The following is a 20,209-nucleotide window of genomic DNA, read 5'->3' on the forward strand; positions in this document are numbered from 1 at the left end:
CTACCGGGAGGCACCGTCATCATCCGGCCGTTCGGAGCCGGGGACGTCGCCGGAGAAGAAGGTGACGAGAATGGCCACGGTCGCGACGACGGGAAGGAACCAGAGCGCTGCCGGAAGGAATCCGAGTCTGAACGGGCCGCGTACGCCCTCATCGGCCCACACGAGGTACCACCAGCCGTCGAGCAGGGCCGCCGGTACGAAGATGACAGCGAGCGCGATGAGCGTGACCTTCGTCGCGTACGACCAGCGCTTCGGCATGGTGTGACTCTAGCCGCGTGGGCGGTGACGGTGCCCGGTCCTCGCGCTCGGATGCGGCACGGATATCATCCGCACGGTCGGACAGGGCCGACGAGCGGATGACGCGCCCGCGGGCTCGCTGCTCCTAGCCTCGGAACATGACGGACAACAGCTCGGCGCAACCGGTGGTGACGGCCGCGCGAGACATCGGGTTCCGTTTCGTCCTCAGCGCGGCCTTCGCCGTCCTCACCCTGTCGGGCGGGTACTTCCTCAGTTGGATGGGCTCGCGAAGTGCCAACCAGTTCGTCCTGGTGGACGGTTCCGGTGACGAGGGAGCGCAACTCGGCGTCGCCTTCGGAGTGCTCACGGGTGTTCTGGTTTTCGGAACGGGAATGCTCTGCTTCATCCGGGTGGACACCTACCGCTACGCGATTCCCGGGTGGGTCGCACAGATCGTGGTTATAGCGCTCGGTTTGTTCTCCCTGCTCCTTGGCTTCCTCTTCGGACTCGGAGGACTGGCAGGGCCGCCCGCGGACCAGAGCTGGCAGGCGGAGTACGCGCGTTCCCTGCGGGGATGGCTGCCGCAGTTCCCGCTTCTCGGAGTGGTCGCGATGGTCGAGACCGCTCTGATCTTCCGCACCCTGCGGCTGGAAGGGCGGACGCCGGGATGGCGCGTGCCGCTGGTCTTCGCCGCGGTGATTATCGCCGCAGTGGTGGTGCTCGTCGGCATCGCGTGGGGGATTTCACCTCGAAGTGTGGGCACTTAGGACGTTTCTTGGTGTGCCGGACATGTACGTAGTACGTGGCCGCAATCGACCGAACGGACAGCATGCCAACCTCGACCGACACCACCCTGTTGAGCATCGACGAATACTCGACGGTTTCCGTCGACATGACCCATATACTCGTCGCGATGCTGGAGGGGCGTTCCGAATGACCGTCCGACGTACTCTCGCGGCGCCGAACATTCTCGGACTCGACGGCACACTCATGTGCCATCCCGAGGTGTCGAAGTGATGCCGCCCGAGTCGATGCTCCGCGACGCGCTCCGCGAGCCAGTAAGTACGGTCGTGCATCAGGCGCTGATGGACGCTTCCGCTGAGGCCGAAGTCATGGCCGGTCGTGGCCGGGGCGGTCTGCTGTTTCGACGTCTGAGCCGCCGGGCGGCGGCCGTGATCGCCGCAGTCACCCTATCCAGTGCCGTGGTCGCAGCGGCCGCCATCCCGTTTGCCCTGGACGTGCTCTTCCCGCCTCCGGTGTCGACGTCGTTCACCTTCGAATCCGGAGTCGTCTGCGACATCGACATCAAGGTGACCCCGGACTTCGCGTCGAACAGACATCCCGAGGCGTCAATGGATGTGGCACAGAGATTCGTCAGATCTCTCGACATTGCTGCACTGCCGATCCAACACGCGATCGACCATCCTTCCGGAGAACGGTCAGCCATGGCCCTCGCGGAAGAAGCAGCGAAGGCTGCTCGAGAAGCGGCCGGATTGCCGGAACCCACCCCGGACCCGCACTGGGCCGAGGCCGAAGCTGTCTCCAGCGCTGTCACGGCAGCGATCAGGGCGGAACTGGCGGACAAAGGCATGGAATACGGCGTCTCCATCGAGACGGGGACCCAATGCAGGTAGGCCTGCGGGAACGGATCAGCGCGCTCACCGAGACGAATGTGGACGACCTGTTCTCCTACTTCGCTCGCCGAGTAACTCCGCGCGATGAGGCGGCGGACCTCGTAGGGGAGACGATGCTCGTCGTCTGGCGGAGGGCCGGAGACGCGCCGACTGACGATCTCCGGGCGCGCATGTGGATTTTCGGCATAGCCCGGCACGTCTTGATGAACCACGAGAGAGGTCGTCGGCGGCGGATCGTGCTTACCAGCAGGATCCGTGACGACATCGTGGCCGGCACGACTTCGCCCGATGCCGACGGCGAATCCGTCGAACTGCGGCTCGCTATCCGCCGACTCCCGCCGAAGCAGAGAGAGGTCATTTTCCTCGTCTACGGAGAAGGCTTCACGCTCGTCGAAGCCGGCAAGATCATGAACGTGTCAGCGTCCACAACACGATCTCGCCACTCATATGCCCTGAGCGCGCTCAGGTCCCACCTGAGCCCGGTCGATGGCATCGATCACGCCCTCTCGTCCGCGACCGTCGTCGAGGGCTGAACTCCACGCGTTGGTCTAGTATCCGCTGCGCAGGTGACTACTTCCTGCTGCCAGACCCAACCCCGCACCGATCGCGTGGACGGGTGGGTTCGGGATATCACCAGGCCCAACCCGCGAGAGATGTATGGTACCGCCCGGCAGATTCGAACTGCCGCCCCTGCTTCCGGAGGGCGGAAGGAGCCCCTGAAATGGTGCCATTCACTGGCAACTTCCGCGTGAATTCAGTCTTTTCGGGTCATCCTGGATCGCTTCGAATCGGATCGTTTTCCGCGAAGTGTTGCCATTCTGTTGCCACGGCTGAGTCATCTGTCCCGCCCTCGCGTTGCCGGATCGAGCTCTGCGCCAGCCGAAACGGGATATGCAACTAAACCTCGCTGCGCGGACGGTGAAGTTCGTGGAGTCAGGTGCCCGCTGGACGATCGCCTATCGGGCACTCGCTTTGGCTAGTTGCGAGACCGCGAAGCCAGTGTTGATCGCGAGCCGTTAGAACACCAACACGGGACGGCCCCGTACTCCGCCTTCCTCGACGAGTCGTTGGGCTTCGACGACCTGTTCGAGCGGGTAGGTGCCGGCGACGCGGAGCGTGAGCGCTCCGGACTCGGCCTGGTCGCGCAATCGCGTGAGGGCTGCTGTGTCCCGGATGCGGTCGTAGACGAAGACGGGGAACCAGCGGACACCCCGGTCGGTGTCGCCGGAGAATCCCTTGAAGGTGGCGATGGCGCCGCCGTCGCGCACCGCGGCGGCGATCGAGTCGCCGACTGATCCGCCGTCGATGACACCATCCACGCCCTCGGGGAGGAGCTGGCGAACGGCGGCGGGGAATTCGGTTCCTCGCGGGAGTACGTGATCGGCTCCTAGGCTCTTGACCAGGTCGCGATCTTTCTCTGCTGCGTCGGCGATGACTGTTGCGCCGGCCGCTTTCGCCAATTGGACCGCGTATCCGCCGATTCCGCCGGCCGCGCCGGTCACTGCGATAGTTGCTCCGGGAGTCAGCGCCAGCGCGTCCATACCCATCTGTGCGGTCAGAGCGCTCATCAGCAGGGTCGACGCTGCCGTGAGGTCGATTCCCTTCGGTGCGAGGACGACCGATTCCGCCGGGACGACGACGTACTGCGCCTGCCCGCCAAGATTCAGCTTCGGCTCTGTGATGGCGATCGCTTCGACGTCAACGCGCAGCTCGGGGCGCACGCCGTCGCCGACCTCATCGATCGTGCCGGCGATTTCCCACCCGACCACATACACGTCAGACGGCGGGTTCGATTCCGGGTCGTACTGGGCAGAGAGGCCCTTACGGATGTTGGCGTCGGCCGGGTGCACGGCAGCGGAGGCCACCTTGATCCGCACTTGCCCGGGGCCGGCATGAGGTTCGGGCAGCTCCAGCACGCGCATGACCTCGCGGCCACCGAATTCGGTGAACCCTACGGCCTTCATCGCGCGCCCTCGCTCTCAGCACCCGCGAGCCGCCAGTCTTGTCGTGCAGACCACTGTTTCAGAGTCGTGGTGCTCAGCCCGTAATGCGCGGCATGGTGAGGACGCGCCGGGTAGCCGACAACGTCGTCCCAGTGTCGGCCTTCCGCATAGTGCGTCCCGGTGACCTGCTCCCACTCCTCGGGAGCGTGGAAGACGGCCGTGATCTGTCGGTTCGCGGCCGCGGAGACAATCTCTGCAATCTCGCGAAAAGTGAGCACGTCGCCGGCGAACTCGATCTCGGCCTCGTGGAACGTGTCGGGGTCGGCAACGGCGGCCGCGACGGCAGCCCCTAGGTCTTCCGCATTGATCAGAGCCATCGCGGTCTGCGGTCCTGTGGCCGTCATGAGTTTTCCCTCGGGAAGGTCGGGGAACATGTCGAGGCGTTTCCCGGGGAGCACGTTGTCCATGTACCAGGCCGGCTTGAAGATCGTCCAGCGGTCGATGCCCGACTGGCGTACCGCGTCCTCCGCTCCCTCTTTGTTGTCCCAGTACGCCCGGAACAGCCCGTCCTGCCGGTAATCCGGGTAGCGGCTACGCCACCCGGTGCCCGATACGGACGTGTGGATGAGCTGGGAGACGCCGGCTCGCTTGGCTGCCGTCGCGATGTTCCGGGCCTGTTCCTGCTCGGAGTCGCCGTACAACTGCACGGAGAACACCGCGTCATGCCCGGCGCTGGCCGCTTCCAGGGACGCCAGGTCATCGAGGTTCCCGGCCGCCAATTCGACGCCCTGCTGCGTGAGCGCGCGGGCGGGCGCTGATTCGGGATTGCGCACGAACCCCGTCACTGAGTGGCCGCCGCGCAGGAGTGCTTGAACAACCGCACCACCTTGCATACCCGTGGCTCCGGTTACCAGCACCTTCTTGAACCTCACCATCGTGTCTCCTTCATGAGTGGACGCACATCGGAAGTGCGCGAGAAACTGATACTATACCGTATCGAAACAAGATCGTATCGAAACGGGATAGCTTCACCCAGATCACATTTCGGACGACCGCCCGACACCCCACCGGTATTCTGGAGAACACCATGACTGTCGATTCCCCAGCCTCGCTGCGCCAGCGCCCCGCCGGCAACGTAGGACGCACGCGAGACCTCGGGCGCGATACAAGGATCCTCGACGCCGCCCTCGACCTGATTAGCGAGCAAGGCCCCGGGGCGATCAGCATGGAAGCGATCGCCGCTCGCGCCGGCGTCGGCAAGTCCACCGTCTACCGCCGCTGGGGAAACCTCCCCGACCTGCTGGCCGACGCAGTCGATACGATCACCTTCGCCAGCGTTCCCACTGCGACGGGAAACGTCCGCGATGATCTCCTAGAGGGCATCATCGCGGCGTCGGGGTGCATGGACCCGCGCCGCCAGCGCATTATCAGCGCCCTTCTGAGTGCCGGCATCGATCAGACCGAACTCGTCAGAGCACTGCGAAACCGATTCATCGACGCGACCGCAGCAGCGATGAGGGTGGCCGTTCCCGAACGGGCTGACCCCGAGTGGCCGATAGGGTCAATTGAGCTCGCCGCCGTCATCGGGCTCCTGACCGGCCTGCCCCACATCACCGGCCATCCCATCGATCGCGCCGACTTCGAGCGCATCGTCGACGAGGCCCTGCTCCCTTTGCTGGCGCGCCACTCCCGCTAGGGTGCTAGCTCGCGGCATACGACCGAGAACAGAATGATCGCGAACGGCAACGGCCTCTCGATCGCGCGGGGACTGTCTGTTTGAGGGTCCCTGAACGGGTCTATTTCCCGGCCTTCGCGCCTTCCTGCCGCTGGACTGTTCGATAGACAGTTGACCGGGCGACGTTGAATAGTTCGGCCAACTCTGCCGTCGTGTGCGTCCCTGCTCGGTAGACCTCCATCAGGTGCCGCTGCTGTGGCAGAGACAGCTTGGGTTGCTTTCCGCGAAGCTGGCCCTTCGCCTTGGCGATCGCCATGCCTTCCCGCGTTAGCGATCGAATGAGGTCGGACTCGAACTCGGCGACCATTGCGAGCACGTTGAACAGCAAGCGGCCGACCGGGTCTTTCGGGTCGTGGACCGAGCCGCCGATGCTCAGCTTCACCCCCTTTGAGGGTGAGTTCGTCGACGATGTCGCTCGCATCGCGGAGGGACCGTGCCAAGCGGTCGAGCTTGGCAACGACGAGCGTGTCGCCAGTGCGACACGAGGCAAGCGCGACCCGCAGTCCAGGGCGTTCTCGATTGGTGCCAGTCAGGCCGTGATTGGTGTAGATGTGACTGGGGTCGACTCCAAGCTTCGCAAGAGCGAGTCGTTGGGCGGTGAGATCTTGATCAGCTGTGGACACGCGTGCGTATCCGATTAGTAGTTCATTCATGCCCGCAATCTCGTCCGCTTACGTCACCGAAACAACCACCGACCCCAACCGCCCTAGTCTCGGATCGGGATCCCTCAGCGCGCAGGAGACCTGTCGGCTCCGCGGTTCCGGCAAATCCGCTGAATGCAGGGCGCATCCTCACGCGATGGATGACGCAGTGGCCACCCCGTCAGGGTGACCTATTTAGGTTTCATGTCGGTGATTGTGAGGGTATGACTGCTTCCTTGACCACTTCCACGAAATACGATTTCGTTCGCGGCTTTCCCACTAACGAGACGGTGACCCGCGCATATGATGCGGCGGACTTAATGCGAGCCGTGATGGTGTACAAGCACTTCTTTCCGGCCGTGTCGGGCATGGCGATCTTCACTGGGACCCAGGCCGCAGGCATCAGGACGAATCGCGTTTTTGGCACGATGGACACCCGTCCGGGGCAGGTCGGTTTCACCCTCAACTCTGACACCCCCTACGCGCCAGTGCTTCTTGATTTGAGCGAGGGGCCGATCGCAGTTGACGTTCCGGCCGGCCCGATCGTCGGTGCCGCGCTGAACGTCGACCAGAGTTGGATCGCCGACCTCGGCATTCCCGGTCCCGAGGCGGGGAAGGGGGCGCGACACGTCTTCGCGGCGGCAGGATATGACGGCGAGATACCCGACGAGGGGTACGTGCACCACACATTCGGCAACCGGGTGGTCGTCGGCCTTCGGGCCATTCCCCGGGACGGAGACGTGACGGCAGCGCTGGAACTGCTTCGCTCGGTGAGGGTAGTTCCGGTGGACGGCCGTCCCGGATGGGAAGAGCCGAAGTGGATCGATTTGACCGGTTTACCGCAGGACACCACCCCGCTGGGTGTTGAGGGAACCCTTGACTACTGGCGTCTTCTGCACGAGTACGTGGATACCGAACCAGTGCACGAAGCAGACCGCGCTTATCTGGGAGAGCTTGCGGCCCTCGGAATTCGCACCGGCGCACCTTTCGAACCGGATGCGCGAATCGAGCGAATCCTTGCGGAAGCGGCGATCGAGGCGAATGCGCAGCTTCGAGTACAGTCGCTGGCCGATCGCCGCACCGACCGGGTGGTCTGGGCCGGCCAGCAATGGGAATGGGTCACACTCCGTCCCGAGAACGCGAACTTCGAGATCGATTCCCGCGTCGATGTGGAAGCACGAGAGACATGGTTTTACCAGGCGATCGCATCCTCGCCGGTGATGTTCAGACGTCAAGCCGGGAGCGGTTCCCTGTACTGGTTCGTAGCCCGCGACTCTGAGGGCAAATATTTAGACGGAGGCAGGTCTTACGCGCTCGACGTCCCGCTTCCCGTGCCTGCTGGGCTTTTCTGGTCTCTCACCGTCTACGACGCCTCGACCCGCTCCCAGATAGACACCGATCAAGGAGTCGCCGCGGTCCGGTCGATGTTCGAGCTGGACGGCAAACTCGACTCCGACCGCATCTCTATCGCCTTCGGCCCGGAAAGACCCTCAGGCGACAATGCGGCATGGGTGCAGACGATCCCCGAGCGCGGATGGTTTGCATATTTCCGAATCTACGGCCCCACGGTCGCCGCATTCGACGCCACCTGGATACTCAACGACATCGTCGCGAGCTAGTGACTCAGAGGCAAAGGCAAAGGCAGAGCAGTACTTGCCGGGGCGCCGGGATCGCGGCAATGACGGAGTAACGAGGCGCACATTCGATGCCTGTCGCGGCTTTGTAGCGTGCGCCTCGACGGGCAACTCTGACGTTGGCTGACCGCCTCGAGGCCTCAATGAACCGCCAGCTCTGCGTGTCTCGAAAAACAAAAATTTCTCCGAGACACGCAGAACTGGCGTTGCGTTGAAACAGAGTCGGCGGGGTTCCGCGGGACCACCTCTCTCAGAAGTACGTCTCACCGTTTTCGGTTTCATCGATCTGACCACAGGGCTTTTCGAGACTGCTGTCTAAAGGTCCGATAGTCGGTGGTCTTACGGACGTGGGATGCGACGGAGATCCGCACTGAGATCAGGCTCGGTGGAACAGAACTTGCGTTCTTGCGCGGCGACCGAAATTCATCTTTCGCCCCACGGCCGACTCGGGGTCGTTTGGAGCGAGCTCCGCTTGACGGCCGGAACGCCAGTCCGATTGCCGAACCGCCTGCGTCGATGGTGCTTTCGTCGGCTGGGCAGAGTAGCCGACTCTTAATCGGTGCTGTCGAGAATGAGTTGAGTCGCTTCGGCCGGTGCGTCCCATTGAGGGAAGTGACCGCACCGCCCGAACCAGTGCAGCACGGCGTCGGGAAAAAGTTCCGCGGCGCGAGCGGCCTGTCGAGGCACGGTCACCAAGTCGCGCCGCCCCCAACCGATCGTGACTCGGCCGGGCACTGTGCCGGCCGGAGCGCCCTGTTGCTTGGGTCCTTTAGTGAGGGCGTTCAGAGCGGCGCCAGTCGCCGGGGAATCAGCCAGTCCGCGCACGTCCGGCAGCACGGTCTCCTCTGAGAGCGCCCAAGGCCGCGCTGACAGCTGCGCCAGCAGCAAAGTCCTTCCGACTGAGCTGCCGAGCAGGGCTGGCAGCCTGCCTCGCAGCGCGCGGACCAGAGCGATCGACGGCCGCAACGTCGCGCCGAAGACGAAGAGCTCGCGTCGGTTCCAAAAGCCTCCCGGGTCCAACGCCACAGTGTCGCCGCCGACTCCCCGCCGTGCGAGCTCCAGCACAATTCGGCCGCCCATTGACTGGCCGACGGTCGAGACCCCTTCCAGTCCCTGCTCGCGGATGAAGTCCGCGACGGAGTCGGTCAGTCTGGCGATCGAGACCTCGCCGGTCAACGGCGCCGTCTCACCGAACCCTGGTAGGTCGACAGCGATGATCTCACGGTGCTCAGCCAGTTCGTCGAGGATCGGGGACCACGATTGCCACCCTGCGCCCAGACCGTGTACTAGCAGCAGCGGTCTACCACTTCCGCGTCGAATATGATTTAGCTTCACACCCTCAACGCTAACTGACGCGGATCTTGGCAGCCTGTGAGTATCTCCCTGCCCTGCTGGCCGCGGTAAGAGCGCATGAGGCCAACCCCGATAGACGGTCGCTGAGCGATCACGGTTCGCTCGGCCGTTGCCATCGAACCACGCCTGCGAAAAAATGATGCCCGGTTGCCCCGCCCGGCGAATTTGCCCACGAAGGTGCCCTATCTGCAAGGCGAGTATCGCGTGTCCCAACCCAAAGGACTTGCAGATGAGAGGCCCTTCGACAAGGTCAGGGACCCGTGGGTTTCGACAGGCTCAACCCGCGCGAGAAGTGTGGTGCCCCCAGGCAGATTCGAACTGCCGCCCCTGCCTCCGGAGGGCAGTGCTCTATCCCCTGAGCTATGGGGGCCCGGGTGCTTCACTAGGGTAGCAGCCTGTCGGCGCAGCTCTGTCGCCGGTGGCGTAGGTAGGCTGGAATGATGACCGAAACATCGTGGCGTGACACCCTCAGAGCTCTTCCCGTCTTCTCCGGCGACCTTCCGGACTTCGACACGGCTGCGGCCCCGCAGACCCCCGTCGAACTCCTCGAGGAGTGGGTACGTACGGCGATCGACAGCGACGTTTCGCAGCCGCACGTGATGACGCTCTCCACCGCGACGACCGACGGAGCACCCTCGGCCCGATCGCTGATCCTCAAAGACATCACCGACGAGGGACTCTGGTTCGCCTCGCTCGACTCCGGGCCCAAGGGCCGCGAGATCGCCACGAACCCGCGCGCCGCCCTCACTCTGTACTGGCGCGAGCAGGGCCGCCAGATCCGCGTCAGCGGGTCGATCGAGAAGGGGCCGCGCGAGGTCAGCGAGCGCGACTTCCTCGCCCGCAAGCCCGGCGCACGGGCCGCAGCCATCGCCGGCCCGCAGAGCGAGGTGCTGGCGAGCAAGGAGAAGTTCTCGCAGCGGGTCGAGGAGGCCAAGGCGATCTTCGAGTTCCGCCCCGACTTCGTGCCCGACGAGTGGACCGCGTACCTGGTGCGCCCCGAGTCGGTCGAGTTCTGGCAGGCCTCCCGCGACCGAGACCAGATCCGTCTGCGGTACTCGCGCGACGGCGGCGGATGGGCCAAGAACCTGCTCTGGCCGTAGACCGCCGGGGAAATCTGGGCGCAACAATCGCGTGACAAGATCAAGCATGCAGCGTTCCGTATCGGCCCACCTCGAACTCGATATCTCCGGCAGAACGGACATGGTGTTCAGCCTCGCGGTGAGCGCCAACTCCCTGTTCAACCGGGAATCCCTCTCGATCACGCTCGACGGCGAACCGCAGGTCCCGACCGAGCTCGTCGACCGCCACGGCACCCGGCTGCACCGTCTCATCGGTGGGGCCGGGCGCATGGTCGTCGACTACAGCGCCGAGGTCGAGGGCCGCTCGCAGCCGGCACCGGTCGACGAGATCGACCTCGTCACCTACCTGCGTCCGAGCCGCTACTGCGAATCCGACAGCCTGCTGCCGACCGCGCGCAGCGAGTTCGCCGGTCTCAGCGGCCACGCCCTGCTCACCGCGGTCACCCTGTGGGTGTGGGAAAAACTGAGCTACGTGCCCGGATCGAGCCTGGTGACGGATGGCGCTGCCAGAACTCTGATGGCCCGACGCGGTGTCTGCCGCGACTACGCCCACCTCGTGATCGCCCTTCTGCGTGCCCTCGACGTTCCGGCCCGCATGGCCGCCGTCTACGCGCCGGGTCTCAGCCCGATGGACTTCCACGCGGTGGCCGAGGCGCACATCGACGGGCAGTGGTGGGTCGTCGACGCCACCCGTCTCGCCCCGCGCCAGAGCCTGCTACGCATCTCGACCGGACGTGACGCGGCCGACATCGCGTTCCTCACGAACCACTGGGCCGACCTGATGCTCACCAAGCTCGATGTGCTCGCGGTCGCCGACACCCTGCCGTTCGACGACGGGCAGCAGCTGCTGCAGCTGGGCTGACGACCTCGAAGGGCGGAGAAGCTACTCGGGCTGCCCGAGACCGGCGAGAGCCGCCTCGATGATCGGCAGCGCATCGCCGGGCTCGAAGAACGCGTCCGAGTCCGCGGAGATCCAGTACGGTCCGCTGAACACGTCGGCGTGGCCGAAGGTCTCACCAGGCTGGAAGTAGCCCTCGACCTTGAGCGGGTCTCCGTAGGTCGGCACCGACGGCACCTCGAGAACGAACGCGTTCTTGAGGGTGGTCAGCTCCTCCTCGGGAAGGCTGGCCACGGCGACCTCGACGATCTGGCCGCTGGTCTGCTGCACCCACGCGCAGGCGATGCCCTGGTCGTCGACGATCGTCGCCGCATCCGAGCCCTCGACCGGCTTGTAGGTGGTCTGCGGCACGAAGTTCGGGTCCCAGTCGTACAGTTCCTGCGCGGTGATCAGGGTCTCGCAGCCGATCGTCACCGGGGTGCCGACGGGCTCGGCCGTCGGGGTCGCCGTCGGTTCCGCTGACTGGGTCGGGGCCGGTGTGGCGGCGCTGGAGTTCGTCTCGGTGGGGGTCGCCACGGTGTCGTTCGCGCACGCGGAGAACCCCGCGACGACGACTCCGGCGATGGCAAGCGAGATGAGAACGCGCGAAGCAGGCATAACGACATTGTCGCCTACTCCGTCGCAAAGCCCCTCATAGGCGGTGAGCGCACAGCGGCGACGATAAGCTTGACCACCGTGAATCCTGCCGATCTTTCCGCGTCCCTGCTCGCCATCGTCAACACCGTGGTGTCGAGCCGCGGTGGAGCGCCCGTCACCATCGACGACGTCGTGCTCGAGCGCCCGCGCAACCGCGACCACGGCGACTGGGCGTCGAACATCGCGATGAAGACGGCGAAGGCCGTCGGAGCCAACCCGCGCGAGTTGGCCGCGGAGATCGCGGAGGCCCTGACGGGCGTCAAAGGTGTCTCTGGCGTGGATGTCGCGGGCCCCGGCTTCATCAACATCACACTGGACGCGGCCGCAGCCGGCGCCCTCGCCAAGACGGTCGTCGAAGCGGGCGACTCCTACGGCCAGAACGACTCGCTCGCGGGCCAGACCATCAACCTCGAGTTCGTCTCCGCGAATCCCACCGGCCCGCTGCACATCGGCCACACCCGCTGGGCCGCGCTGGGCGACTCGCTCGCCCGCGTGCTCAAGGCCAGCGGTGCGACCCTGGTCAGCGAGTTCTACATCAACGACGCCGGCAACCAGATGGACAACTTCGGTGCCTCCATCCTCGCCGCCGCCAAGGGGCTGCCCACTCCCGAGAACGGCTACCCGGGGGAGTACGTCACCGAGCTCTCGGTGCGCGTGCTCGAACTCGTGCCGAACCTGCTCGAGCTGCCCGACGACGAGGCTCTCGCCATCGCCCGCGAGACCGGATACCAGCTGCAGCTGACCGAGATCAAAGAATCGCTCGCCCGGTTCAACGTGCACTTCGACGTCTGGTTCAGCGAGCGCGAACTGCACGCCCTCGACCCCGCGACCGGCCGCAGCGCGATCGACACCGCGATCGACCGCCTGCGTGCCCAGGGCCACGTCTACGACGCGGACGACGCCGTCTGGGTGAAGACCACCGACTTCGGCGATGACAAAGACCGCGTCATCCGTCGTGGCAATGGAATCTTCACCTACTTCGCGGCCGACGCGGCCTACTACCTGAGCAAGGGCGACCGCGGCTTCGCGCACAAGATCTACCTGCTGGGCGCCGACCACCACGGCTACGTGCACCGCCTCAAGGCTCTCGCCGGTGCGGCGGGCGACGACCCGCAGAAGGACATCGAGGTACTCATCGGCCAGCTGGTCAGCATCAACGGCGCGAAACTGTCGAAGCGCGCCGGCAACATCATCGAGCTCAACGACCTGCAGTCGTGGCTCGGCACCGACGCGCTGCGCTACTCGCTCGGCCGCTACCCGGCCGACTCGCCACTGACGCTCGACCCCGAGATCCTGCAGAAGCGCACCAACGACAACCCCGTCTTCTACGTGCAGTACGCACACGCCCGCACGCACTCGGTCGCCCGCAACTCGGCGGAGTCCGGCGTCACCCGCGAGGTGTTCGACGCGAGCCTGCTCACGCACGAGACCGAGAGTATCCTGCTCGGCACCCTCGCCGAGTTCCCGCGCATCGTGCGTCAGGCCGCCGAACTGCGCGAGCCGCACCGCGTCGCGCGCTACGCCGAGGAGCTCGCCGGCGCGTACCACCGCTGGTACGACAACTGCCGCGTCACCCCGATGGGCGACGAAGAGGTCACCGACGTGCACCGCACGCGCCTCTGGCTCAACGACGCCACGGGCATCACGCTGAAGAACGCCCTCGGGCTGCTCGGTGTGAGCGCGCCCGACCGCATGTAGCCGTCCACTTTCGAACGAGCCCGAGCCACGACGAACGGATGCCGCGGATGACAGACAACACGACGCTCGAGCTGCCGGAACCGGTCGACGCCGCGCCCGCCGAACCACCGCGTCGTCGCCGGCGCTGGATCGGCTGGGTCGTCGCCGCGGTCGTGCTCGTCGTGCTGCTCGTCGTCGGGTACATCGTGGCCGAGTCCGCGGCGCGCAGCTACGCCACGGGGCTCATCCGGGACGAGCTCGGCGCGGCGCTGTCGCTCGACGCCGACCAGCCGATGGCGATCGACCTCGGCGGGGGATCGCTGCTGATGCAGGCGGCGGGCGGCTCGATCGACCGGGTGACCGTCGACGTCGACGACGTGGCGTTCGGCGACGTGACCGGCGATCTCAGCCTGGCCGCAACCGGTATCCCCATCGACGGCGAGACGCCGGCCGACAGCCTCACGGGCAGCGCCACGATCGACGCCGACAACGTGCAGAAGCTCCGCAGCTACATCAGCGCCATCGACCTCGACGCGATCACCCTCGGCGACGGGGTGGTCGACGTGTCGACGACCGTTCCCGTGCTGGTCTTCTCGCTTCCGGTATCGGCCTCGATCGCGCCATCCGTCGACAACGGCGACCTGCTGTTCTCGCCCGTCTCGGTCACCGTCAACGGCGCGGAGTTCTCGCTCGCCGAACTGCGCGAGGGTCCGTTCGGAGACATCGCCGACCGGGTCGTCGCCTCCCAGTCGTTCTGCGTCGCCGAATACCTGCCGGCCTCGATCGTGCTGACCGGCGTCGACGTGACGCCCGAGCGGCTGCGGCTCGACGTCACCGGCGACGACGTCGTGATCGGCTCCCAGCTGTCGGCCATGGGCACCTGCGACTGAGTCCAAATGTTTACACGGCACCGGCCGCCCCGCGGTTAGGCTGTCGAACATGAGCAATGGTGCAGGTATTGAGTGGACGTCAATCGACGCGCCGAAAGGCCTCCCGCCCCGGTTCCGCTGGATCGGTCTGGTCATCGCCCTCCTGGTGGTCGGCGGGCTCGTCTACTTCGCCGTGGTCGAGGGTGACAAGATCGCCCGGGATGTCGCACGCGACGTCGTCAAGACCGGGGTCACCAGCGCCCTGCAACTCACCGACGGCTCCGAGGTCGAGGTCGACCTCGGCGACGGGCTGCTGCTCGCGCAGGCAGTCACCGGCTCGATCGACGACGTGACGATCACGGTTCCCCGCGTATCGTTCGGCACCGCCGTCGGCACCCTGCGTATCGAGGCCTCCGGTGTGCCGCTCGACCCGCGCGGACCGGTCGACACCCTCGTCGCGACCATGCTCGTCGACGAGACCAACCTCGTCGCCTACAGCCCCCAGCTCACCGGGGTGCCGCTCACCCTGCTCACCATGGCCGACGCCGACATCACGATCGGCGCCGACATCGGGGGAGTGCCGGTGACGGTCGCGCTCGCCCCGTCGCTCAACGAGACCGGCGGCGTGCTGTTCACCCCCGGCGTCGTCACGGCCGGCGGGGTCGCGACGACGGCACCCGAGATCCTGGCCGGTCCGCTCGCACCGCTCGCCGCGCCGATGCTCACCTCGCCCGGCATCTGCGTCGCCGACTTCCTGCCGGCCGACCTGTCGCTGACCTCGGTCGCCGTGGTCGACAGACAGTTCGCGGTCACGGCCGAGGGGAGCGGTGTGCGGCTCAGCGCGCTGGGCGCGAAGGGCACGTGCGAGCCATAGCCCGCGGCACCGATAAGATGTAAACGGCTTCAGGGACCAAGCCGGGTTCGCTCGCCTCACTCAACAATAAATTCCGTGAGGTTCATCCGTGTCTGAAAATCCGCTCGCCCCCTCGTGGCTCGAGCTCCCCGCCGACGCCAACGCTCTCGCCTCCGACGTGTGGTCGCGCAATTCCGCGCGTTCCCCCTCGGGCGAGATCGCGATCGCGGGCGTCGCCTCCACCGAGATAGCCGCGCGCTTCGGCACCCCGGTCTACGTGATCGACGAGGACGACGTGCGCACTCGTGCCCGCGGCATCCGTGAATCGTTCGACCGTGAGTTCGGGCGGGTGGGGTCCTCCGTCAAGGTCTACTACGCCGGCAAGGCGTTCCTCTCTACCCAGGTCGCCGACTGGATGCTGCGCGACGGCCTCAACATCGACGTCTGCAGCGGGGGCGAACTCGCCGTGGTGCTCGCCGCCGGCGCGGACCCCGCTCGCCTCGGCCTGCACGGTAACAACAAGAGCCTCGCCGAGATCGACCGCGCCGTCGGCGTGGGCATCGGCGCCATCGTCATCGACAGCCTGATCGAGATCGAGCGGGTGGCCGAGGCCGCGAGCCGCCACGGACGCGTGCAGCCCGTGCGCCTGCGGGTCAACAGTGGCGTACACGCCCACACGCACGAGTACCTGGCGACCGCCCGCGAGGACCAGAAGTTCGGTATTCCCCTGGTGGATGTCGCGGCCGCGGTCGCGCAGATCCGCTCGCACGCGTCCCTCGGGTTCCTCGGACTGCACTCGCACATCGGCTCGCAGATCTTCGAGACCGACGGTTTCGCCGAGGCGGCCCGCCGCCTGTTCGCGGTGCACGTCGAGCTGCTCGCCGGGGGACCGGTGCCCGAGCTCAATCTCGGCGGCGGCTTCGGCATCGCCTACAACAGCTCCGACGTCGCGTTGCCGATCGACGTGCTCGCGGCGAACCTCGCCGACAGCGTCGCGCGGCTCGCCGCCGAGTTCGGCGTGGCCGTGCCGGTGATCGCGATCGAGCCCGGCCGTTCCATCGTCGGCCCGTCGACCACGACGCTGTACACGGTCGGCACGATCAAGGACGTGCTGGTGACGGACGATACGGTCCCTGAGCTTGTCGAAGGGCGCGAACTCGTTGAAGGTCAGGGCGCTTCGACAGGCTCAGCGACCGGCTCCGTGCGCAAGTACGTCTCCGTCGACGGCGGCATGAGCGACAACATCCGCCCCGCGCTCTACGCCGCCGATTACTCGGTTCGCATCGCCAACCGCGTCTCCGACGCCGACGCCGCACTCGTGCGCATCGCCGGCAAGCACTGCGAGAGCGGCGACATCGTCGTGCACGCCGACTACCTTCCCGGCGACGTGACCCCCGGCGACCTCGTCGGCGTCCCCGCCACCGGAGCCTACGGCTGGGCCATGGCCAGCAACTACAACTACCTCGGACGCCCTCCCGTCGTTGCCGTGCGAGACGGCGAAGCCCGTGTCATCGTGCGCGGCGAGACCGAAGACGATCTCCTCAGCCGTGACGCTGGATTGGAACAGAACTGATGATCGAATACCGCAACCTCCGCGTCGCCCTCCTCGGCGGCGGCAGCGTCGGCGCCCAGGTGGCCGCGCTGCTGCTCGAGCACGGCGACGAGCTGGCGAACCGCTCGGGTGCCGGGCTCGAACTCGTCGGTGTCGCCGTGCGCGACCTCGACGCCGAGCGCACCCCCGCGATCCCGAAGCACCTGCTCACGACGAACGCCGAAGAGCTGATCCTCGGGGCCGACATCGTCGTCGAGCTCATGGGCGGCCTCGAGCCGGCGCGCGAGTACATCCTGCAGGCGATCAACTCGGGTGCCGACGTGATCACCGCCAACAAGGCGCTGCTCGCCACGCACGGGCCCGAGCTGTTCGAGGCGGCCGAGCAGGTCGGTGCGCAGCTCTACTACGAGGCGGCCGTCGGCGGCGCCATCCCGATCATCCGTCCCCTGCGCGACAGCCTCGCCGGCGACCGGGTCACCCGAATCCTCGGCATCGTCAACGGCACCACCAACTTCATCCTCGACCGCATGGACGTGCACCACGACACGCTCGAGGCCGCCCTCGCCACCGCTACCGAGCTGGGCTACGCCGAGGCCGACCCCACCGCGGACGTCGGCGGCTACGACGCCGCCCAGAAGGCCGCGATCCTGGCGAGCCTCGCCTTCCACACCACGGTGCCGCTCGAGGCTGTGCACCGCGAGGGGATCACCGAGATCACCGCCGAGCAGGTGGACGCCGCACGCAAGGCCGGCTACGTCGTGAAACTGCTCGCGATCTGCGAGCGGATCGCGATCGAGGGGCGTGACGGCGAATACGGCGTCTCGGCGCGTGTGCACCCGGCTCTCGTGCCGGTAGCCCACCCGCTCGCCGCCGTGCACGGCGCGAACAACGCCGTCTTCGTGCAGGCCGAGGCCGCGGGCGACCTCATGTTCTACGGCGCCGGCGCCGGCGGCCGCGAGACCGCCTCCGCGGTGCTCGGCGACCTGGTCTCGGCCGCCCGCCGCCACGTCATCGGCGGCCCCGGCATCGCCGAATCCACCCACGCCACCATCGAGGTGCTGCCGATGTCGAGCGTGCGTACCCGGTACCAGATCACCCTCAGCGTGATCGACGAGCCCGGCGTCCTCGCCACCATCGCGAGCCTGTTCAGCGAACACGGCGTTTCCGTCGAAGCGGTGTCACAATCGGTAAGCGACGGTAAGAACCTCGCGTCGCCCACCGCTACCCTTGTAATCGTCACCCACGAGGCAACCGAGTCGTCACTCGCTACAACAGTCGCGGCACTCGGGAGCAACAGCGTCGTGAGCAGCGTGGTGTCCGTACTGAGAGTTGAGGGTGTGTAAGTGCCAAACAGCAAAGTGATCAGCCGACAGTGGCGTGGTGTGCTCAATGAGTACCGCGATCGCCTCGACATCACCGATGCCACGCCCGTCGTGACCCTCGGCGAAGGCGGAACCCCGCTGCTGCCCGCCCCCGCGCTCTCCGCCCGCACCGGCGCGACCGTCTGGGTCAAGTACGAGGGCATGAACCCCACCGGGTCGTTCAAGGACCGCGGCATGACGATGGCTATCTCGAAGGCCGTCGAGCACGGCGCGAAGGCCGTCATCTGCGCCTCCACCGGCAACACCTCGGCCTCGGCCGCCGCCTACGCCACCCACGCCGGCATCAAGGCCGTCGTGCTCGTGCCCGAGGGCAAGATCGCGATGGGCAAGCTCAGCCAGGCCATCGCGCACAACGCCGAGCTGCTGCAGGTACAGGGCAACTTCGACGACTGCCTCGACATCGCCCGCGACCTCTCGGCGAACTACCCGGTGCACCTCGTCAACTCGGTCAACCCCGACCGCATCAACGGCCAGAAGACGGCCGCGTTCGAGGTCGTCGAGGTGCTCGAAGACGCGCCCGACATCCACATCCTCCCCGTCGGCAACGCCGGCAACTACACCGCCTACACCCGCGGCTACACCGAAGAGCTCGAGCGTGGCGCCACCACGAAGCTGCCGCGCATGTTCGGCTTCCAGGCCGCCGGCTCCGCGCCGTTGGTTCTGGGCCACGTCGTCAAGCATCCCGAAACCATCGCCAGCGCCATCCGTATCGGCAACCCGGCATCGTGGGATCTCGCACTCGCCGCCCGCGAGGCGACCGACGGCTACTTCGGCGCCATCGACGACGAGCGCATCCTCGAGGCATACCGCATCCTCGCCGGAGAGGTCGGCATCTTCGTCGAACCCGCCTCGGCGATCAGTGTCGCTGGGCTGCTCGAGCGCGCCGACGCGGGGGAGATCCCGAAGGGCTCCACCGTCGTCCTCACCGTCACCGGCCACGGCCTCAAGGACCCGCAGTGGGCGCTCCGCACGGCCGACGGCTCCGAGATCGCGCCGACCATCGTGCCCGTCGACACCGCGGAAATCGCCGGTGTGCTCGGACTGAGCAAGGCATGAGCCTCGTGGCCGCCCCCGACCTGACCGGGCGCTCCGTCACGGTCAAGGTCCCCGCGACCACGGCCAACCTCGGCCCCGGTTTCGACACGCTCGGACTCGCGCTGTCGCTGTACGACGAACTGCACGTCTCCGTGCGCCCCGAACCTGGCGTCTTCGTCGACGTCCACGGCGTCGGGGCCGGCGAGGTTCCGACCGACGCGTCGAACCTCGTGGTCACCGCCATCGCGCACACCTTCGCCGACTTCGGCTTCGAACTGCCGAACCTCAACCTCGAGGCGCACAACGTCATCCCGCACGGCCGTGGACTCGGTTCGTCGGGCGCGGCGATCGTCTCCGGCATCATGGCCGCCAAGGGCCTCCTCGACGGCATCGTCGAGATGGACGCCGTCACGCTGCTGCGACTCGCCACCGAGATGGAGGGGCACCCCGACAACGTGGCGCCCGCCCTCTTCGGCGGCCTCACCATCGCCTGGGTCACCCCCGAAGGACCGCAGCACAAGAAGCTCATCGTGCACCGCGGCGTCTCGCCGCTCGTCTGCGTGCCCGAGACCACGATGTCGACCGCGCTCGCCCGGAGCCTGCAGCCGTCGTCGGTGCCGCACGAGGACGCGATCTTCAACGTCTCGCGCTCGGCGCTGCTCATCGCGGCGCTCATCCAGAGTCCCGAGCTGCTGCTCGCCGCCACGGAGGACAAGCTGCACCAGAGCTACCGCGCGAGCGCGATGCCCGAGACGGACGCCCTCATCCAGGTGCTGCGCGCCAACGGCCTCGCCGCCGTGGTGTCCGGCGCCGGACCGTCGCTCCTGGTGCTCTGCAGCGACCCCGCCCAGCGCCTCGCCGCCGCGCAGATCGTGGCCGACAACGCCGCGACACCCTGGAAGTCGCTCATGCTGGCCGTCGACTTCAAAGGTGCTACAGTGATTTCGCACCCGGTAGAAGCGGTGGCCTAGCCTCCGCTCATAGCTTCACTGGATTCGACAAGCACTTCGAGCCACTGCAAGCAACGGAACTGCTCGCCAGTTCTGGTACC

19 protein-coding genes, 1 tRNA gene and 1 pseudogene are annotated in these 20,209 nt (G+C 66.6%); 14 read left to right on the forward strand and 7 right to left on the reverse strand.

The annotated features are described in order from the left end of the window. Positions 1-258 (reverse strand): hypothetical protein, encoded by a 258-nt coding sequence (locus HD599_RS04865; RefSeq protein ID WP_184234140.1) that lies wholly within the window; start codon positions 256-258, stop codon positions 1-3. Positions 259-395: 137 nt separating this feature from the next. Here HD599_RS04865 and HD599_RS04870 point away from each other — a divergent pair, with 137 nt between their 5' ends. The 3 genes from HD599_RS04870 to HD599_RS04880 all read left to right on the forward strand — a co-directional run bounded on the left by HD599_RS04870 (position 396) and on the right by HD599_RS04880 (position 2,404). Further along, positions 396-1,004, forward strand: a complete 609-nt coding sequence (locus tag HD599_RS04870; RefSeq protein ID WP_184234142.1) for a hypothetical protein — start codon at positions 396-398, stop codon at positions 1,002-1,004. A gap of 246 nt (positions 1,005-1,250) precedes the next feature. Beyond that, positions 1,251-1,871: a hypothetical protein gene (locus HD599_RS04875; protein WP_184234144.1), complete on the forward strand. Its 621-nt coding sequence runs from the start codon at positions 1,251-1,253 to the stop codon at positions 1,869-1,871. Continuing rightward, positions 1,862-2,404, forward strand: a complete 543-nt coding sequence (locus tag HD599_RS04880) for an RNA polymerase sigma factor (RefSeq protein WP_184234146.1) — start codon at positions 1,862-1,864, stop codon at positions 2,402-2,404. The genes HD599_RS04875 and HD599_RS04880 overlap by 10 nt, the downstream gene beginning before the upstream one ends. Positions 2,405-2,887: 483 nt before the next feature. On the opposite strand, the gene HD599_RS04885 is transcribed toward HD599_RS04880, so the two are convergent. Together HD599_RS04885 and HD599_RS04890 are read right to left on the reverse strand one after the other, a co-directional pair. Beyond that, positions 2,888-3,835, reverse strand: coding sequence for an NADP-dependent oxidoreductase (locus HD599_RS04885; RefSeq protein ID WP_184234148.1), 948 nt, complete (start codon positions 3,833-3,835; stop codon positions 2,888-2,890). Beyond that, on the reverse strand, positions 3,832-4,749 hold the full coding sequence (locus HD599_RS04890; protein ID WP_184234150.1) for an NmrA/HSCARG family protein: 918 nt from the start codon (positions 4,747-4,749) through the stop codon (positions 3,832-3,834). Before HD599_RS04890 ends, HD599_RS04885 begins: the two co-directional genes overlap by 4 nt. Before the next feature lie 152 nt (positions 4,750-4,901). Between HD599_RS04890 and HD599_RS04895 the strand changes: the two genes are divergently transcribed. Then, complete coding sequence (locus HD599_RS04895) at positions 4,902-5,510, forward strand: TetR/AcrR family transcriptional regulator (RefSeq protein WP_184234152.1); 609 nt, start codon at positions 4,902-4,904, stop codon at positions 5,508-5,510. A 100-nt stretch (positions 5,511-5,610) separates the two neighbouring features. Here HD599_RS04895 and HD599_RS04900 read toward each other — a convergent pair. Next, positions 5,611-6,202 (reverse strand): annotated as a pseudogene (locus HD599_RS04900) (recombinase family protein). A 224-nt stretch (positions 6,203-6,426) separates the two neighbouring features. On the opposite strand from HD599_RS04900, the gene HD599_RS04905 reads away from it, so the two are divergent. Further along, a complete protein-coding gene (locus HD599_RS04905; protein ID WP_221420439.1) occupies positions 6,427-7,809 on the forward strand; it encodes a DUF1214 domain-containing protein in 1,383 nt (460 codons plus the stop codon). Between the two features lie 567 nt (positions 7,810-8,376). On the opposite strand, the gene HD599_RS04910 is transcribed toward HD599_RS04905, so the two are convergent. Both HD599_RS04910 and HD599_RS04915 read right to left on the reverse strand, forming a co-directional pair. Continuing rightward, positions 8,377-9,159 (reverse strand): alpha/beta fold hydrolase, encoded by a 783-nt coding sequence (locus tag HD599_RS04910; protein ID WP_184234156.1) that lies wholly within the window; start codon positions 9,157-9,159, stop codon positions 8,377-8,379. Between the two features lie 313 nt (positions 9,160-9,472). Next, positions 9,473-9,547 (reverse strand) — tRNA-Arg (locus tag HD599_RS04915). Positions 9,548-9,617: 70 nt separating this feature from the next. On the opposite strand from HD599_RS04915, the gene HD599_RS04920 reads away from it, so the two are divergent. Further along, positions 9,618-10,277 carry a pyridoxine/pyridoxamine 5'-phosphate oxidase gene (locus tag HD599_RS04920; protein WP_184234157.1) on the forward strand — a complete coding sequence of 220 codons (660 nt, stop codon included), beginning with the start codon at positions 9,618-9,620 and terminating at the stop codon, positions 10,275-10,277. A 46-nt stretch (positions 10,278-10,323) separates the two neighbouring features. Then, positions 10,324-11,118, forward strand: coding sequence for a transglutaminase-like domain-containing protein (locus HD599_RS04925; protein WP_184234159.1), 795 nt, complete (start codon positions 10,324-10,326; stop codon positions 11,116-11,118). Positions 11,119-11,139: 21 nt separating this feature from the next. Here HD599_RS04925 and HD599_RS04930 read toward each other — a convergent pair whose 3' ends face one another. Next, positions 11,140-11,751: an RAD23 family protein gene (locus HD599_RS04930; RefSeq protein ID WP_184234161.1), complete on the reverse strand. Its 612-nt coding sequence runs from the start codon at positions 11,749-11,751 to the stop codon at positions 11,140-11,142. Positions 11,752-11,829: 78 nt separating this feature from the next. On the opposite strand from HD599_RS04930, the gene argS reads away from it, so the two are divergent. The 7 genes from argS (at position 11,830) to thrB (ending at position 20,129) form a co-directional block, all read left to right on the forward strand. Next, a complete protein-coding gene (argS, locus tag HD599_RS04935; protein WP_184240323.1) occupies positions 11,830-13,488 on the forward strand; it encodes an arginine--tRNA ligase in 1,659 nt (552 codons plus the stop codon). A 47-nt stretch (positions 13,489-13,535) separates the two neighbouring features. Continuing rightward, complete coding sequence (locus tag HD599_RS04940; protein WP_184234163.1) at positions 13,536-14,357, forward strand: LmeA family phospholipid-binding protein; 822 nt, start codon at positions 13,536-13,538, stop codon at positions 14,355-14,357. Between the two features lie 49 nt (positions 14,358-14,406). After that, positions 14,407-15,210, forward strand: a complete 804-nt coding sequence (locus HD599_RS04945; RefSeq protein WP_184234165.1) for an LmeA family phospholipid-binding protein — start codon at positions 14,407-14,409, stop codon at positions 15,208-15,210. An 88-nt stretch (positions 15,211-15,298) separates the two neighbouring features. Then, complete coding sequence (locus HD599_RS04950; RefSeq protein ID WP_184234167.1) at positions 15,299-16,762, forward strand: diaminopimelate decarboxylase; 1,464 nt, start codon at positions 15,299-15,301, stop codon at positions 16,760-16,762. Further along, positions 16,762-18,084: a homoserine dehydrogenase gene (locus HD599_RS04955; RefSeq protein ID WP_184234169.1), complete on the forward strand. Its 1,323-nt coding sequence runs from the start codon at positions 16,762-16,764 to the stop codon at positions 18,082-18,084. The genes HD599_RS04950 and HD599_RS04955 overlap by 1 nt, the downstream gene beginning before the upstream one ends. A gap of 18 nt (positions 18,085-18,102) precedes the next feature. Continuing rightward, on the forward strand, positions 18,103-19,179 hold the full coding sequence (gene thrC, locus HD599_RS04960; RefSeq protein ID WP_184240325.1) for a threonine synthase: 1,077 nt from the start codon (positions 18,103-18,105) through the stop codon (positions 19,177-19,179). Next, the gene (gene thrB, locus HD599_RS04965) at positions 19,176-20,129 is read left to right on the forward strand and encodes a homoserine kinase (RefSeq protein WP_184234171.1); all 954 of its coding nucleotides are present in this window, start codon (positions 19,176-19,178) and stop codon (positions 20,127-20,129) included. Before thrC ends, thrB begins: the two co-directional genes overlap by 4 nt. Positions 20,130-20,209: the final 80 nt, after the last annotated feature.

It is taken from the genome of Conyzicola lurida (assembly GCF_014204935.1).
Taxonomy (GTDB): Bacteria; Actinomycetota; Actinomycetes; order Actinomycetales; family Microbacteriaceae; genus Conyzicola; species Conyzicola lurida.